At 59.4% G+C, this 14,691-nt stretch carries 14 protein-coding genes and 1 tRNA gene; 7 read left to right on the top strand and 8 right to left on the bottom strand.

Annotation, left to right across the window (positions count from 1 at the left end):
• Positions 1-306 precede the first annotated feature (306 nt).
• Positions 307-453 (top strand): hypothetical protein, encoded by a 147-nt coding sequence (locus J3352_RS09160; protein ID WP_005932015.1) that lies wholly within the window; start codon positions 307-309, stop codon positions 451-453.
• A gap of 57 nt (positions 454-510) precedes the next feature.
• On the opposite strand, the gene J3352_RS09155 is transcribed toward J3352_RS09160, so the two are convergent.
• Together J3352_RS09155 and J3352_RS09150 are read right to left on the bottom strand one after the other, a co-directional pair.
• Complete coding sequence (locus tag J3352_RS09155; RefSeq protein WP_097773707.1) at positions 511-1,149, bottom strand: hypothetical protein; 639 nt, start codon at positions 1,147-1,149, stop codon at positions 511-513.
• Positions 1,150-1,306: 157 nt separating this feature from the next.
• A tRNA-Gly gene (locus J3352_RS09150) sits at positions 1,307-1,382 on the bottom strand.
• Positions 1,383-1,524: 142 nt separating this feature from the next.
• On the opposite strand from J3352_RS09150, the gene J3352_RS09145 reads away from it, so the two are divergent.
• From J3352_RS09145 to J3352_RS09130, 4 genes are read left to right on the top strand one after another with little or no spacing between them, the layout of a single operon-like run.
• A complete protein-coding gene (locus J3352_RS09145) occupies positions 1,525-1,899 on the top strand; it encodes a hypothetical protein (RefSeq protein ID WP_097770564.1) in 375 nt (124 codons plus the stop codon).
• Between the two features lie 8 nt (positions 1,900-1,907).
• The gene (locus J3352_RS09140) at positions 1,908-2,834 is read left to right on the top strand and encodes a DnaD domain-containing protein (protein WP_156065275.1); all 927 of its coding nucleotides are present in this window, start codon (positions 1,908-1,910) and stop codon (positions 2,832-2,834) included.
• Between the two features lie 9 nt (positions 2,835-2,843).
• Positions 2,844-3,815: an ATP-binding protein gene (locus J3352_RS09135; RefSeq protein ID WP_097786535.1), complete on the top strand. Its 972-nt coding sequence runs from the start codon at positions 2,844-2,846 to the stop codon at positions 3,813-3,815.
• Between the two features lie 18 nt (positions 3,816-3,833).
• Entirely contained in the window at positions 3,834-5,192 is a 1,359-nt protein-coding gene (locus tag J3352_RS09130; protein ID WP_097786534.1) for a carboxylesterase/lipase family protein, read from the top strand.
• 87 nt (positions 5,193-5,279) lie between these two features.
• Here J3352_RS09130 and J3352_RS09125 read toward each other — a convergent pair whose 3' ends face one another.
• Both J3352_RS09125 and J3352_RS09120 read right to left on the bottom strand, forming a co-directional pair.
• Positions 5,280-6,599 (bottom strand): MATE family efflux transporter, encoded by a 1,320-nt coding sequence (locus J3352_RS09125; RefSeq protein WP_035393930.1) that lies wholly within the window; start codon positions 6,597-6,599, stop codon positions 5,280-5,282.
• A 35-nt stretch (positions 6,600-6,634) separates the two neighbouring features.
• Positions 6,635-7,570 (bottom strand): helix-turn-helix domain-containing protein, encoded by a 936-nt coding sequence (locus tag J3352_RS09120; protein ID WP_035393784.1) that lies wholly within the window; start codon positions 7,568-7,570, stop codon positions 6,635-6,637.
• Between the two features lie 262 nt (positions 7,571-7,832).
• Between J3352_RS09120 and J3352_RS09115 the strand changes: the two genes are divergently transcribed.
• The gene (locus tag J3352_RS09115) at positions 7,833-8,084 is read left to right on the top strand and encodes a hypothetical protein (RefSeq protein ID WP_097786533.1); all 252 of its coding nucleotides are present in this window, start codon (positions 7,833-7,835) and stop codon (positions 8,082-8,084) included.
• 93 nt (positions 8,085-8,177) lie between these two features.
• On the opposite strand, the gene J3352_RS09110 is transcribed toward J3352_RS09115, so the two are convergent.
• Positions 8,178-8,555 (bottom strand): PH domain-containing protein, encoded by a 378-nt coding sequence (locus tag J3352_RS09110; RefSeq protein ID WP_035393789.1) that lies wholly within the window; start codon positions 8,553-8,555, stop codon positions 8,178-8,180.
• 160 nt (positions 8,556-8,715) lie between these two features.
• Between J3352_RS09110 and J3352_RS09105 the strand changes: the two genes are divergently transcribed.
• Positions 8,716-9,705 (top strand): nucleoid-associated protein, encoded by a 990-nt coding sequence (locus J3352_RS09105; RefSeq protein ID WP_005932044.1) that lies wholly within the window; start codon positions 8,716-8,718, stop codon positions 9,703-9,705.
• Between the two features lie 121 nt (positions 9,706-9,826).
• Here the strand turns inward: J3352_RS09105 and J3352_RS09100 are convergent, their stop codons facing one another.
• From J3352_RS09100 to J3352_RS09090, 3 genes are all read right to left on the bottom strand, one after another.
• Entirely contained in the window at positions 9,827-10,681 is an 855-nt protein-coding gene (locus J3352_RS09100; protein WP_242651562.1) for a GGDEF domain-containing protein, read from the bottom strand.
• Between the two features lie 185 nt (positions 10,682-10,866).
• Positions 10,867-12,756, bottom strand: a complete 1,890-nt coding sequence (locus J3352_RS09095; protein WP_097773701.1) for an ABC transporter ATP-binding protein — start codon at positions 12,754-12,756, stop codon at positions 10,867-10,869.
• Positions 12,753-14,537, bottom strand: a complete 1,785-nt coding sequence (locus J3352_RS09090; protein ID WP_098925048.1) for an ABC transporter ATP-binding protein — start codon at positions 14,535-14,537, stop codon at positions 12,753-12,755. Before J3352_RS09090 ends, J3352_RS09095 begins: the two co-directional genes overlap by 4 nt.
• Positions 14,538-14,691 lie beyond the last annotated feature (154 nt).

The following is a 14,691-nucleotide window of genomic DNA, read 5'->3' as shown; positions in this document are numbered from 1 at the left end:
GTCTGAATTCAGTTGCTTTGCCTGGAATACGAACGACTCCCTCCAAGAATTGCAGCCCCGGCAGTTTTTTACCGCCGGGGCTGCGGCACTTCATCGCTTATCCCTCCGGTTTTGCACCGGCCATTTTGGATACGGCAAGCATCCAGGGCAGCTTCTGCCATTTGCTCTGCCTGCAAAATGGGGGATGCAGTGCACCCGCCCCGCAGGCGGAAAAATGCTCCCGCAGCAGTCTGCGGGACAAATTCAGAAAGGGTGGCTTGCCTGCCTGCCCATGGAGACGTCAGCACGGTGGCAGGAATGTGAGGAATGGCAAAGGACGGTTTCGGCGAAGAAACGTCTGGCGGTGGCGGAAAAGCCGAACGCAAGATTTTTTCAATTATGCTGGCTCGTAAGGTGAACCGGACCGAAACTTCCTTGCGGAACTGTGCAGCGTTATCGTTCATCTGCACCTGAACCGGCAGCCGCGTCCCCGGCGCTTGCCGCACCCAAAATAGCCGGTGGAGCGTTTATTCAGGCATTGGTGCTTTCCAGATAGGTCTCAAATGCTTCGGCAAAGCTGGCGTTCACATCAAAGGGGACTGCATAGTCCACCCGGGAGGTCACAAGGCACAGGTCGATCCGGTTGGAGGTCTCGTCCGCCTGCCGGTTCAGCTTGCCCAGAGCAGCATGGATGACCTTGCGGTCATAGTTGATGGTGGTCACCCGCTTCACATCACAGCGGTAGGCGATCTGGTTGCCCTCTGCATTGAAACGGTAGCCGGTACCGCCGCCGGAAAGCAGCTGCTCGGAGCTGCGCAGGTCGTTCATTCGCTTGAAGGTGCGCGCCACGCTCTGCCGCGCAGCGTTCAGGCCGACCTCGCTGTCCATATCCATGTCCAGCGCATCCTTTGCCTTGCGGATGGCAGCGAACAGGCGGCCCTTCTCCTCCAGCAGATAGAGCATGAACCGGGCAATATCGGTGATCTGCTGGGCATATTCGGTCTGGGGCAGGTCCAGGATCGTCTCGTCCTCAGCCTCTGCCATGACCTTGTGGCGCAGATAGGTGTTGGCCACCTTGGTAACATTGGAATCGCAGTCCAGAATACCCTGGGCCTCATCCAAAAGGGCCTGCAGCTTGTTCTGATAGCGGAATGCTTCTTTCAGATTCATTGTATCCACCTCGTTTTTTCTTGGTCGCTGTGCGTTCCCGTCTGTTTTCCTCTATTGAACCATATTTTCCGGCAAAGCACAAGCCGCCCGCCCAAAAGTGCATCAAAATGCAAAGCGCCCCAACATGTTCTTTACCACACGTTGGAGCGCTATTTTCTGGAGCAGGATACGGGACTCGAACCCGCCGCCTACTGCTTGGGAAGCAGTCGCTCTACCGGATGAGCTAACCCTGCAGGACTGCTCCATTAGTGTAGCAAAGTGCGGCGGTTTTGTCAACAGTTTTTTCTGTCGGAACGCGGCAGGCGGAAAAAACTTGCTTTTTGCGCCAGTTGCTTTATAATGAAAGATAGATTATCACAATGGGAGGAATTCTACATGATCTTTGTGCCCATGCTGCACTATCTGCAGAACAAAAACTCATTCAGCGGCAACGAGGACGGGATGCGCTACCTCATCACCCCGGGCAAGCGCTCCGTCCCCGACCCGGACGGTGGCGAGGAGGCCAAAAAAGAAGAGGCCATCCTCACGGTGGATCTCTGGCCCGAGCCGTGGACGCTGGATAAAACCGATCCGGCCCTGCGGCGGCGGGAGATCTTCCCGATGACCGAGGAGGGCCGCACCGCAGTCGCCCAATATCTGAACGATGCCTACAACGCCGAACCGGAACGCTGGAGCGCCCACCCGTCCATCCTGGACTGTGAGCCCTGGACACCGCCCGCACCGGAACCGGATGCCGAAACACAACACTGAGGTGCACCATGATCTACCGACTGAAAGAATTCAAGGGTGACACCATCCCGGTGCCGCAGCTGGTCTTTTCCAAGCTGGGCATTGCGGAGGAATATAACGTCCGGGTGGCTCTGTATGTGCTGGCCACCGGCATCACTGACCCGGAGAAGCTCTGCGCCGACTTAAAGCTTCGCAGTAAGATGACCGCCGAGAGTGCCCTGTCCTTCTGGGCCGGTGCAGGTCTGCTGGAACGGTACGAGGAGAACGCCGCCCCGGGCGAGGAGCCCACAGCCCCTGCCCCCATGACCTGGAGCGAGATCGCAGCGGCCAGCCGCACCGATCCCATGATCTCCTCCCTCATCGACTGCGCCCAGACCAGCTTTGCCCGCCCGCTGACCCACCCCGAAATGGAAAAGCTGGTAAACTTCTATGTGCAGGAAGCCTTTGCACCCGAGACCGTCATGCTCTGCGTGGCCTATGTGGCCAGCCGAGGCAAGCGGACGATGGGTGCCGTCAGCCACGAATTGAAGGTCTGGCGGGCCGAGGGTGTGGAGACCGGCGAACAGGCCGACGCACACCTCCAGCTGCTGGCCCTGCGTGCCCAGCGGGAGCAGTACGTCAGCGGCCTGCTGGGCATTGCCGACACCGAGCTGACCCTTGGCGGGCGCAAGGCCATTGCCCGCTGGTACGAGGTCTACGGCTACGATGATGCCATGGTGCAGGAGGCCGCCGTACAGGCCGGCCCCAAGCGGGATCTCTGGTACTGGAACAGCATCCTCAAGGCCTGGAACGCCAAGGGCCTGCGCACCGTCCACGATGTGCGGGGCCCGGTGGCCGGGATGGGTGCCAGCCGGAACATCCGGGTGGACCGCGCCGAACCCAGCGGAAACGATTTTCTCAAGAACGCTGCCCGCCGCCGTCCGCTCCGCAAAAAAACGGACACGCCTGCAGAATAAGGAGCTTTTATGCGTACCAAACAGGAACTTTATCAAGCCGCCCTGCGCACGGTGGCTCTGCGGCGGCAGACTGCCCGCGCCAATGCCGAGGATGCCCGGCTGGAGGCGGAGGCCGCCATCCCGGCCCTGCGCCACGCTGAGGACGAGGTGCGGGTGCGGGGCATCCGCTGCGCGCTGGCAGGCGCGGCCGGAAAAGACCGCACCGAAGCCGCCGCCGCACTGAGCACAGCCCGGCAGGAGCTCACCGCCCTGCTGGCCGCCAGCGGCCGCCCTGCGGATGCGCTGGAGCCCAAATTCACCTGCAAGCTGTGCCAGGATACTGGCAGCGTGCAGGGCCGCACCTGCACCTGCGTTCATAAGCTGATGCAGGGTCTGCGACGGGAGGAGATCGAGGCGCTGTCCAGCCTGTCCATTTCCAGTTTTGACACCATGGAGCTGCGGTACTACCCCAACACCATGGACGAGAAGCTGGGCGAGCCTGTCCGCACCTACATGGGCGGCCTGCTGGAGGATCTGCGCAGCTACGCTGAGGAATTCGACCACAACAGCGAGAGCCTGATGCTTTTTGGCAATGCGGGGCTGGGCAAGACCCACGCCGCCCTTGCCATTGCGGGCATCGTACTGCAAAAGGATTTTGACGTGATCTACGTTTCCAGCCCAGACTTCTTCGGCAAGCTGGAAAACGCCCGCTTCGACTCCTCCGAGGATGCCGAGACCCTGCTGCGCACCGCCTCTGCTGCCGACCTGCTGATCCTGGATGATCTGGGCACCGAGTTCGTCACCCCCTACTTCATCACCACTTTTTACAGCCTGCTGAACAACCGCCTGGGAGCCGGTCTGCCCACCATCGTCACCACCAACATTGCGGATGGCTCCCTGCTGGAAAAGCGATACACCGAAAAGATCTCCAGCCGCCTTTCCTCCTTTGTCCCCTGCCTGTTTGCGGGCGAGGACATCCGGGGCCTGAAAGCGGCGGAGTAAGACAAGGAGGTTTCCCCCATGAGCTTTGAGCGCACCACGCCCTGCGGCGTGATCTCCGGCACGGCTTGCCAGTGGCCGGGCATTGCCGCTTACAAGGGCATTCGCTACGCCACCGCCGGGCGGTGGGAGTTCCCCATCCCCGTCACCCACTGGGACGGTGTCTACGATGCCACCCAATACGGTGCCTGCTGTTACCAGCCCCGCGCCTTCTATGACGAAGCCGCCGCACCCGGAAAAGCCTTCTACTACAACGAGTTCCGCAAGGGCGAAACGTATACTTACAGCGAGGACTGCCTGTTCCTGAACATCTGGGCCCCTGCTGGCGCAGCCCCCGAGGACAAGCTGCCGGTCATCTTCTACATTCACGGCGGCGGCTTTACCGGCGGCTGCGGCCACGAGAAACACTTCGACGGCCCTGTCTGGCCCACCAAAGGCTGCGTGGCTGTGACCATCAACTACCGGCTCGGCCCCATGGGCTTTGTCTGCCTGCCCGAGCTGGCTGATGAGGCCGGATCCACCGGCAACTATGCCTTTCTGGATCAGCTGGCGGCTCTGCAGTGGGTGCGTGCCAATATCGCTGCCTTTGGCGGCGATCCCAACAACATCACTATCATGGGCCAGAGCGCCGGTGCCATGAGCGTCCAGCAGCTCGTCCTCTCCCCCATCACCAGGGGGCTGTTCTCCAAGGCCGTGATGAGCAGCGGCGGCGGCGTAAGCCAGATGCTGACGGCCAAGCCCGCTGAGGCCCACTACCCGTTCTGGAAGCAGGTCATGGAGACCGCCGGGTGCAGCACCCTGGCCGAGTTCCGTGCCCTCGCCCCCGCCAGACTGTTTGCAGCCTGGGATGCCGTCCGCACCCAGCCCCAGTTCAAGGGTATGGGCTGTGAGCCCGTGGTGGATGGCCGTTTCCAGGTCAAGACCGGCCCTGAGACGCTGGTTGCCGACGAACAGCACCATATCCCTTACCTCATCGGCTTCACCAGCGAGGATATCGTTCCGCCCTACCTCTACCAGATGGCTCAGGACTGGTGCGCCCGGAACGCCGACAGCTATGGCTGGTTCTTCGACCGCCAGCTCCCCGGTGATGACCGTGGTGCCTGGCATTCCAGCGACCTGTGGTACTGGTTCGGCACGCTGGCTCACTGCTGGCGGCCCTTCACTGAGAAGGACACCGCCCTCAGCGCTCAGATGGTGGATTACCTGACCAACTTTGCCAAGACAGGTAACCCCAACGGCGCAGACCTGCCCCAGTGGCAGACTGTTACCGCCCAGCAGACCGATTTTCTCCGTTTGGGTGAGGAGCCCACCCACATGGGCAGCGTGGATGTCCAGAAGCTCCTCTTGACAATGCAGAATGTCCCCGCCGTGGGGGAATAAGCCCCCGCCCGAATCACCTCAAACCCCAGAAAAAACAATATCCCCCGCTGCTGACGTGCCATAACACGCTTTGCAGCGGGGGATATTTTATGCTCTCTTCTTCAAATAATACCCAATGCCGATGGCATCTGCCAGTGCCCAGCCGATGGGCACACTGAGCCAGATGCCGGTAACACCCAGCGGCGTGGCAGAAAGCAGATAGGCCAGCGCCACACGGGTGCCAAGGGAAGCAATGGTCAGGATGACCGACATCCCCGGCTGATTGACCGCCCGGTAGTAGCCGTAGAGCAGGAAGAGCACGCCAATGCCGATGTAGCATGCACCCTCGATGCGGAGGTATTGTACGCCCGCCGCGATGATCTCGGTCTGAGCCGGGTCGATGAAAATCCCCATGAGCGGGGCGGCAAAGGCGCAGACCAGCACGCTGATGACGATGCAGAACACCGCGCTTGTCAGCCCGGCACTGCGGATCCCTTTTTTGATGCGGTCCGGCTGGTTGGCTCCGTAGTTCTGGGCCACATAGGTCGAGAAGGCGTTGCCAAAATCCTGCACCGGCATATAGGCAAAGGAATCGATCTTCACCGCCGCCGCAAAAGCCGCCATGATGACCGTGCCGAAGCTGTTGACCAGACCCTGCACCATCAGGATGCCAAAATTCATAATGGACTGCTGAACGCTGGTCATCACCGAAAGATTCAGGATATTGGCAAGGTTCTTCCGGTCCCACCTGCAGTCTGTCCGTTTCGGGCAGAGCTGCGGGAACTTTTTCAGGGTGTACAAGCCGATGCCCACCCCGGACACATACTGGGAAAAGACAGTTGCCACGGCGGCCCCCTTCACGCCCCAGTCAAGCACAAGGACACAGACCAGATCCAGGATCACGTTCAGGATGGCTGATACGGCCAGGAATGCCAGCGGCACCACGGAATTGCCGATGGCCCGCAGAAGGTTTGCGAAATAGTTATACAAAAAGGTGGCCGCAATGCCCAGAAAAACGATGAACAGGTAGTCCTTCATCAGCGGGCAAAGCTCTGCGGGCACCCGCAGCACCCACAGAATGCCGTTCAGCCCCAGATAGACCAGCAGGTTGAGCATCAGGGCGATGCCCGCAATGAGCAGGAAGGACTGGAACACGCTCTGCCGCATCTTCTCGGTCTCGCCGCTGCCGTACTGCATGGACACAGCCGCACCGCTGCCCATGCACAGGCCCAGCAGGATCGAGGTGAGGAAGGTCATCAGGGTATAGGATGACCCCACCGCCGCCAGCGCATCCGCGCCGAGGAAGCGGCCCACCACCCAGGTATCGGCAATGTTGTACATCTGCTGCAGCAGGTTGCCGAACATCAGCGGCAGGGCAAACAGCAGGATATTCTTTGTAATGGGTCCTTGGGTCAGACTGTGCTGCATGGGGATCATTTTCTCCTATTCCTATCTCAGACATTTCAGCAGAATTTTGCGCGGTATTCCTTGGGTGTGCAGTGCTTGATCTCCCGGAAGGTCTTAATGAAGTAGCTGCCATCTGCAAAGCCGCACTCCATCCCGATCTCGCCCGTCTTGAGCCGGGTGGAGCGGAGCAGCTCGGCGGCCTTTTCCACCCGGAACTGCTTGACATACTGGATGGGCGTGATGCCCAGCATCTGCCGGAAGCTGCGCAGGCAGGCGCTCTCGCTCAGGGCCACGCTGGCCGCGATGCGTTCCACGGTCAGCTCCTCGGCATAGTGCTCCTCCACAAAGCGGAGCATCTGCTTCATCCGCTCGGCGGCGATCTGCTCCTGCTGGGAGACCTTGGTCTTGCCGCCCACGCACTGGGTGCTCAGCAGCCGCAGCGCCGCAGAGAGATAGTAACGCACCCGGTTCTCGTAATCAAAGGGCTCCACGGCAACCGCCTGCCAGGCTTCCCGCAGGCAGGCAAGCACCTGCGCCTGCCAGGGCACAGCCTCATCCAGCAGAAAAAACGCCGGGGCATCCGGCTGGAGCATGGGTCGGATGAGCTTCTGCCAGAAGATGGTGTCCATTCCACCCACCAGCCGGGGATGGAACACACCCGAGTGAAGCAGGGCCTCCCCTTTTTCCGCCTGCTCCACCGCGTGGAGGATGCCGGAGTTCAGGAACACGCCCTGATTCGTCTGCAGGGTCACCCGGGTCTTGTTCACGTCCACCGTCAGGGGGCCTTTCATGGCCAGAATGTACTCAAACTCCTCGTGCCAGTGCCAGGCCACCGAATAGCTTTTCAGGTTCTCCGCGTAGCAGGCAATGGGGAACAGGGCGCTGCCATGCTGGACCATTTCCCGCCCCTCGGCATCGGCCACAACATCCTGCTGGAAGGTCAGCCCGGTAACGATATTGGCAGCAGAGACACAGCTTGTCTGAAACGCCATATTGAACAATTCCTTTCCGCAATACTTTGAATATTTTTTGTCAATGCCGATTTTGTTGTACAAATCGGGTGTTTTTGTTCTATCTATCGTGCCGGTTTCGTGGTATTATTTCATCAGAACCAGCAAGCACAGTATAACACCGCAGGGGGCGGAAAACAACCCCCGGCGCGGCTTGATCCGGTTCCCGAGAAGCGTTCCCCACGGGCAGCCTGGCCCGGGAGACTCTTCCAGAATAAAACATTTCTTTGTGGGAGGTATTTTTATGCTTCGCATCCAGTATCTTGATAAAGACCGTTTCATGCAGCAGGTAGCCGCCAGCCGCGGCAGTGTGCTCCTGCACCTGGCCAATGGCGAGACCTGTGACCTGAAAAAGGACAGCGCCGCCACCGAGCTGTTCCAGATGATGGACGCTCCCTCCAAGGGCTTTGACATCTCTGTCACCGACCCTGCTGATGTCACCGGCTTTCTGCACTACATGCTTGAGGCCGGCCGCAGAGAGCGCGCCGCCTGCTGACCCTTCGACATTCTCCTTTTTTCGCATATTACAGCAATGTAAAACGCCCGCTCCGGGGTCAGAAGCCGGAGCGGGCGTTTTACGTTTGTTCTGTTACAGGATGCACCGGCTGATGGCCCGTGCCACCGCCAGCAGCTCATCCTGCCCGATGAAGCCGAACTTTGCCTCGTGCTCATCCGCAAAGCAGACCGTCAGCTCCGAGGTCTGCAGCGGGTCACCGAAGCCTGCCGTCTTGATGCCGTAATGCAGGATCTTGCGGTAGGGCAGCACAAAGATCTCCTGCCGGGTACCGGTCATCCCCTGCATATCCACCATAAAAATGCGGTGGGTGGTGAACACAGCCTGATCGCGCACGGTCTTGTAAGCGCCCACGATCTGCTCACCGTCCAGCAGCAGCTCCTGCACATTTTTGCAGATCTCCTTTTCCTTGATGCGGATGAGGTTCTGCATCGGTTTGTCCCGAAATTCCATAACACACTCCCCTTTCGGCTTGTCCGGATGTTTGGTCAGCCCCATTGTAGCATCTCAGGCGGCAGTTGACAAGCCTTTGCGCTCCCTCTCGCCTTTTTGTTCCGGATGTGCTATACTGGGCAGGAACATCACAATCACCCGGGAAATGAGGTTTTGACCCATGGAGATCATCATCCATCAGGCAATTTTGCATGTGCTGGACACCACGCTGGACGCGCCGGTGCTCAGCGGCGGCGGCATGGAGCTGACTGCCGAAAAGACCGCCTACTTACAGAATCATATCGAAAAGCTGCTGGCCAGCGATGAGATCCGCCAGTGCCGCCCCCTGCCGGATTCGGCTTTCCGGAACGAGCTGGAACACAATCAGGATTTCATTGATCTGTCCTGCCGCATTGCGGGGGTGCTGTTCGATTACATGCACGCCCACACCACCATCCCCGGGGCGGACCTGGCCGTGGTGGATTTCACCCGGGACGGCGCGCCCTGGCTGGGCATCCTCAAGCTGAACTATAAAAACGGCTACACCCACTACACCGAGACCGTGGAAGGTGCCCCGGTCAACTCCATCATCCAGCAGCGGGCCTGCCTGCCCACCCAGAGCGGCAAGGTGGAGGAGGGTGCGCTTGTCAACCTGACGGACTACTCCATGCGCCTGCTGGAAAAGAAATACGACATCGACGGCCATAAGGAGTTCTACCTCTCCTCTGTTGTGTTCCAGTATACCCAGGCCGAGCCCGAGAAAAAGAAGCTGCAGGCCATTCAGGAGGCCGCCGCACAGGCTGTGAAGGATGCCTATGAGGACGAGCCTCATGCCGACGCGCAGGTAGCCATGCTCATTGCCAACCAGGCTGCCGACAACGACAATCAGGTATCGGTGGAACAGGTGCGCCAGCAGCTGGCCGAGGAATACCCGCTGGCCGCGGTGCCCTTTGATGACTATGTGGAGAAGAGCGAGGTGCTGGAAGAGGCAGCCGCCCCTGTCACCGTGACCCCTGCCCGCATCCGCCGGATGGAGAGCCGGAGCATCCGCACCGCCAACGGCATCGAGGTCAAGATCCCCACCGAGCTGCTGAACTCCGATTCCGAGCTGGAGTTCCTCCACGATCCGGACGGCAGCGTTTCCCTGCTCATCAAAAATGTGATCCTGTAAGCCGCCGCAGATGGCGTTTTCCCTCTCTGCGCGCTGGTACTCACCGCCCTGATGTAACAGATCACCAAAACAGCCTCAGCCCTTGGGAGATCGGGCTGAGGCTGTTTTTTCGTCCGTATGATCAGCGGTTTTTGCGCTTGTTCCGGTACATATCCCGGTCGGCAGCATGGTAGACTGCGGTATAATCAAAAGGGCCTTCTGTCACAGTGTGGTATCCAAAGGCAACATCCAGCTTGAGGCGGTCGTCGCTCTGGCGGGCCAGCTCCCCGTGCAGCCTCTCGATCAGCTGTTCGGCCTCTTCTGCAGAGAAGTGGCTGCAGGCAATGAGGAATTCATCGCCGCCCATCCGCAGGGCCACGCTCTCAGGCGGCAGGTTTTCCCGGATCACCCGGCCCACCCGCTTGAGCAGCAGGTCGCCGTACTCGTGGCCGTAGGCATCATTCACACGCTTCAGGTAATTGCAGTCGCCCATAATGATCGTGATGGGCATGATGGCTCCCTTCAGCTGCTCGGCACCCTTTACCTTCAGGTAGTTGCGGTTATACAGACCGGTCAGTTCATCGTGGATGGCCCAGTTCTCGGCCTGTTTTTCCAGCCGCACCCGCTCCGTGATATCACCAATAAGCCCCACGATGCCGATGATCTTTCCCTCCAGCACAACGGGGTTCTTTTTGATCTGATAGTATGCCGTCCCATCCTCCCGGGGCACCTCGGTGATAAAGCTGGTTCCCTTGCCGGTGGCAAGCACCTTCTGGTCCTGCTCATAATAAAAGCGGGCCTGTTCCTCGCTGCTCCAGATCTCCAGATCTGTCTTGCCCAGCACATCCTCTTCCTGCCCTTCTCCGTAGGGGAAGAAAGTCCTAACGTCCGAAATAAAAAGATAACGGCATTCCGTATCCTTGAAAAAGAGGTTCGCCGGTGTACTGCGCAGAAAGGTCATCACCTCTTCGTAGCCGAGCGCATCGCTCCACTGCATCCTGTGGCCCCTCCTTTCCATTTCTCTTTTTTATTATTTTACCATATTCTATTATACGAGCGATGCACCTGTTTTGCAAGTGTTAATTGTGCTCCCTCGACGATCCGGAAGCGGACAACTCCACCCCCGGTGCAGACAGAAAAGGCCGCTGACCCATCTCAGGTCAGCGGCCTTTCTGTCTGCGTTTATTCGGCTGCGTTCAGCTGCGCCTTGTGGTATTGCAGGGTGTACAGCTGGTAGTAGCGGCCATGCCGGGCCAGCAGCTGCTGGTGGGTGCCCTGCTCCAGAATTTTACCGTGGGACAGCACGATGATGTTGTCCGCATGCTGGATGGTGGACAGCCGGTGGGCCACAATGAGCATGGTGCCCACGGTGCGCATCTTTTCCAGCGAATCCTGAATGAGCAGCTCCGTCTCGGTGTCGATGTTGGCGGTAGCCTCGTCCAGGATCATCACGCTGGGCTTATGGATGATGGTGCGGGCAAAGCTGAGCAGCTGCCGCTGCCCAGCGGAGAAGTTGTTGCCGCGCTCACGCACCTCTTCGTCCAGCCCGTGGTCCAGCTTGTTGATGAACTTGTCGGCATTGACGTAGCGGCAGACCTCCATGATCTCGCTGTCGGGGATACCCTCTTCCCGCAGGACGATGTTGGAGCGGATGGTGCCCGAGAACAGGAACACGTCCTGCAGCATCTGGCCGAAGTGCCTGCGCAGGGAGGAGATCTTGATCTTGCGGATGTCGATGCCGTCGATCAGGATCTGGCCCTTCTGGAACTCGTAGTTCCGGCAGATCAGGGAGAGGATGGTGCTCTTGCCGGAGCCGGTGGAACCCACAAAGGCCACGGTCTGGCGGGCATCCACATGGAAGGAAACGCCCTGCAGCACCCACTCGCCGGGAACGTAGCTGAACCACACGTCCCGGAACTCGATCTCGCCCTTCACCTCGTTCAGCTCAATGGCATCGGGGGCATCCTGCATCCTGGGCTGGATGTCCATGATGGAGAACACCTTTTCTGCCGATGCCAGCGCCGACTGCAGCCAGTTGAACTGCTCGGCCAGGTTCTGGATGGGGGTGAAGAACTTGGAGATGTACATATAAAAGGTGACGATGGTGCCGCTGGAAATGGTCTGACCCAGAAAGCTGACGTTGTTCAGGTGACCCATGCCGCCCAGATAGAACAGGCACAGGATCGAGCTGACATAGAGCATATACACCAGCGGACGGAACACGCTGAACACGAAGATCTGCTCCTGATTGGCCCGGGCCAGCTTCTGGCTTTTTTGGCGGAAGTCCTCCATCTTCTCGTCCTCCCGGCCAAAGATCTGGGTGACCTTGATGCCGGACAGGTTTTCGGACAGATAGGTATTGATATCGGTGGTCGCGTTCTTGAGCTTGCGGTTGGCGCGGCGGGAGAACTTGCGGAAGATGACCGTGAAGATCGCGATGAAGGGCACAAAGCAGAGCACCATCAACGTCAGCTCGTAGTTCAGGCAGAGCATGGCCACCAGAATGCCCAGAATGACAAAGCTGTTCTTGGTCAGCTGGACCAAGAGGTTGGTGAACATCATGGAGATGGCGTTGGTATCGTTGGTCACGCGGGTGACCAGCTTGCCCACGGGGATCTCGTTGAGCTGCTCGTGTGCCAAAGATTCAATGTGGCTGAACAGATCCTCGCGCAGATCGGAGATGATGCGCTGGCCCACCCGCTGCAGGATCACGGCCTGCAGGTAGGTGCTGCCCATAGAGAACACCAGCACGCCTGCATACACTGACACGCCCAGGAAGAGGGCGCGGAGTTCAAACTCCCCGGCCACCAGCTCCTCGATGCGGCCCACGATGAGGGGCGAAATGATATCGTAGGCAATGGAGAAGAGCATCAGCACGCCCACAATGAGGAATTTGCTCAGGTAGGGCCGGGCATAGCGGGCAAGGCGGCGCATAATCTCGCCGTCCTCCATGTTGCGCTCAAAGCCCATGGCGGTCTTTTTGTCCTTGACGGCGGCATAAGCTGCCACCAGCAGGGCGGTGATCACGCCGATGACAGCGCCCACCAGAACCAACGGATTCAGATGCATCATGCGTTTTCGCCTCCCTTCGTCTCATCCTCCAGCCGCTGCAGATCGACCATCCGGCGGTACTCCGGGCAGGAAGCATACAGCTGATCGTGGGGGCCGACGGCTTCCACCCGGCCCTCGTTGAGGAATACGATCTTATCCAGCCGCTCCACCGTGGAAATGCGGTGGGCAATGAGCAGGGTGGTCTTGCCTGCCCGGCTGTTCTTGAGGTTGTCCAGAATGATCTTCTCGGTGCTGGTATCCACCGCCGAGACGGAGTCGTCCAGGATCAGGATGGGTGCGTCCTTGAGCAGGGCGCGGGCGATGGAGATGCGCTGCTTCTGGCCGCCGGACACCGTCACACCGCGCTCGCCCAGAACGGTCTCGTAGCCGTCCTTGAAGTCCACGATATTATCCCGCACATCGGCCATGCTTGCCGCCCGCTCGATGTCCTCGGGGGTGGCATCGTCCACACCAAAGGCAATGTTGTGGGCGATGGTGTCCGAGAACAGGAAATTATCCTGCGGAACGTAGGCACAGGCATTGCGCACCGAGTGGATGGAAAGGCTGTTCACATCCCTGCCGTCCACGAACAGTGTTCCGTCCGGCACATTATAGGTGCGCAGCAGCAGGTCCACCAGCGCGGTCTTGCCCGCACCGGTCTTGCCCACGATGCCCACGCTCTCGCCGGGCGCAATGGTAAAGGAGATATCCCGCAGCACATCGTACTCGCCGTCCGGGTAGCGGAAGTTCAGGTGGCGGAACTCGATGCCGCCTTTGGGGTCGGTCAGGTCAGCCACGCCGGGGCGGTCGGCCACATCGATGGGGGCATCCAGCAGCTCGGTGATACGGTTCAGGGAGGCCTTGCCGCGGCTGGTCTTTTCGATCAGCATGGACACAGCCATGATGGGCCAGACGATGGCCTCAAAGTAGCCGATGTACTCCACCAGCTGGCCGGCGTTGAATCGGCCCTGATAGACCAGATAACCGCCGTAACCCAGAATGATGCAGACCACGGACTCCACGAACAGGGTCACCAGCACCTCCAGCAGGGTGGCGATCTTCGTGTAGGTCACGTTGATCTCCTCGTTTTCCTTGTTCAGCTTCCGGAAAGCCTGCAGTTCCTTGTACTCCTTGACAAAGGCCTTGATGACCGCAATGCCGGAAAAGTTCTCCTGCGCGAAATCGGAAAGGCCGGAGAAGGCCTCCTGCCGCTCCTCCCAGCGCCGGGTCATCACCTTGCTCATCTGGGTGCCGATGGCAAACATGATCAGGGCCGGGATCAGGGCCAGCAGGGTCAGCCGCACGTCCATGGTCCACATCTTATAAAGAGCCAGCAGACCCAAGGTCAGCGCGTCGAAGAACATCAGCACGCCGTCACCAAAGCACTCCTGAATGGTGTCCAGGTCGTTGGTGTACAGGCTCATCAGGTTGCCGACCTTGTTCACCTGATAGTACTGCTGGGACAGCCTGCGGCTGTGGTCGAACATCCGCTCCCGCAGGTCTGCCGCGACCCGCACCGCCGAGCCGAAGAAACAGATGCGCCACAAAAAGCGCCCGATGACCATCAGCACCACGATCCAGATCATGGGCAGGCAGATGTGCTGCAGCAGCACCTCTTTGGTAAAGAGCAGCGTCTCACCGTTCACCACCACCTGGCCAAGGTTCACACCGTTGATGACCAGCCGGTAGAGCTGCGGGATCAAAAGCTGGATGTAATCCACCGTCAGCAGGGCGGCAAGGCCCAGCAGCAGTACGGGAGCATGCTTGAGGTAATACCGGTTGATGTACTTTCCGAATATCACTGCGTTTTTCCCTCCTTTTCCAATTCCAAAAAAGCTTTCAATGTACAAAAAAGCCGCTGCATCACACGACGAATCATGTTTTGCAGTGGCTTGTTTGTCTGGAGCGGCCGACGAGGCTCGAACTCGCTACCTCCACCTTGGCAAGGTGGCGCTC

It is taken from the genome of Faecalibacterium sp. Marseille-Q4164, from assembly GCF_017377545.1.
Taxonomy (GTDB): Bacteria; Bacillota; Clostridia; order Oscillospirales; family Ruminococcaceae; genus Faecalibacterium; species Faecalibacterium duncaniae.
Note: the sequence above shows the minus strand (reverse complement) of the source record. Positions and strands in the feature narration are given on the sequence as shown.

Excerpts from the sequence above, each read along its gene's own strand:
- J3352_RS09140 (WP_156065275.1), top strand. The coding sequence starts at position 1,908 with ATGATCTACCGACTGAAAGAATTCAAGGGTGACACCATCCCGGTGCCG.
- J3352_RS09130 (WP_097786534.1), top strand. The coding sequence starts at position 3,834 with ATGAGCTTTGAGCGCACCACGCCCTGCGGCGTGATCTCCGGCACGGCT.
- J3352_RS09100 (WP_242651562.1), bottom strand. The coding sequence starts at position 10,681 with ATGCAGTGGAGCGATGCGCTCGGCTACGAAGAGGTGATGACCTTTCTG.
- J3352_RS09110 (WP_035393789.1), bottom strand. The coding sequence starts at position 8,555 with ATGGAATTTCGGGACAAACCGATGCAGAACCTCATCCGCATCAAGGAA.
- J3352_RS09135 (WP_097786535.1), top strand. The coding sequence starts at position 2,844 with ATGCGTACCAAACAGGAACTTTATCAAGCCGCCCTGCGCACGGTGGCT.
- J3352_RS09095 (WP_097773701.1), bottom strand. The coding sequence starts at position 12,756 with ATGATGCATCTGAATCCGTTGGTTCTGGTGGGCGCTGTCATCGGCGTG.
- J3352_RS09125 (WP_035393930.1), bottom strand. The coding sequence starts at position 6,599 with ATGCAGCACAGTCTGACCCAAGGACCCATTACAAAGAATATCCTGCTG.
- J3352_RS09120 (WP_035393784.1), bottom strand. The coding sequence starts at position 7,570 with ATGGCGTTTCAGACAAGCTGTGTCTCTGCTGCCAATATCGTTACCGGG.
- J3352_RS09145 (WP_097770564.1), top strand. The coding sequence starts at position 1,525 with ATGATCTTTGTGCCCATGCTGCACTATCTGCAGAACAAAAACTCATTC.
- J3352_RS09155 (WP_097773707.1), bottom strand. The coding sequence starts at position 1,149 with ATGAATCTGAAAGAAGCATTCCGCTATCAGAACAAGCTGCAGGCCCTT.
- J3352_RS09160 (WP_005932015.1), top strand. The coding sequence starts at position 307 with ATGGCAAAGGACGGTTTCGGCGAAGAAACGTCTGGCGGTGGCGGAAAA.
- J3352_RS09115 (WP_097786533.1), top strand. The coding sequence starts at position 7,833 with ATGCTTCGCATCCAGTATCTTGATAAAGACCGTTTCATGCAGCAGGTA.
- J3352_RS09105 (WP_005932044.1), top strand. The coding sequence starts at position 8,716 with ATGGAGATCATCATCCATCAGGCAATTTTGCATGTGCTGGACACCACG.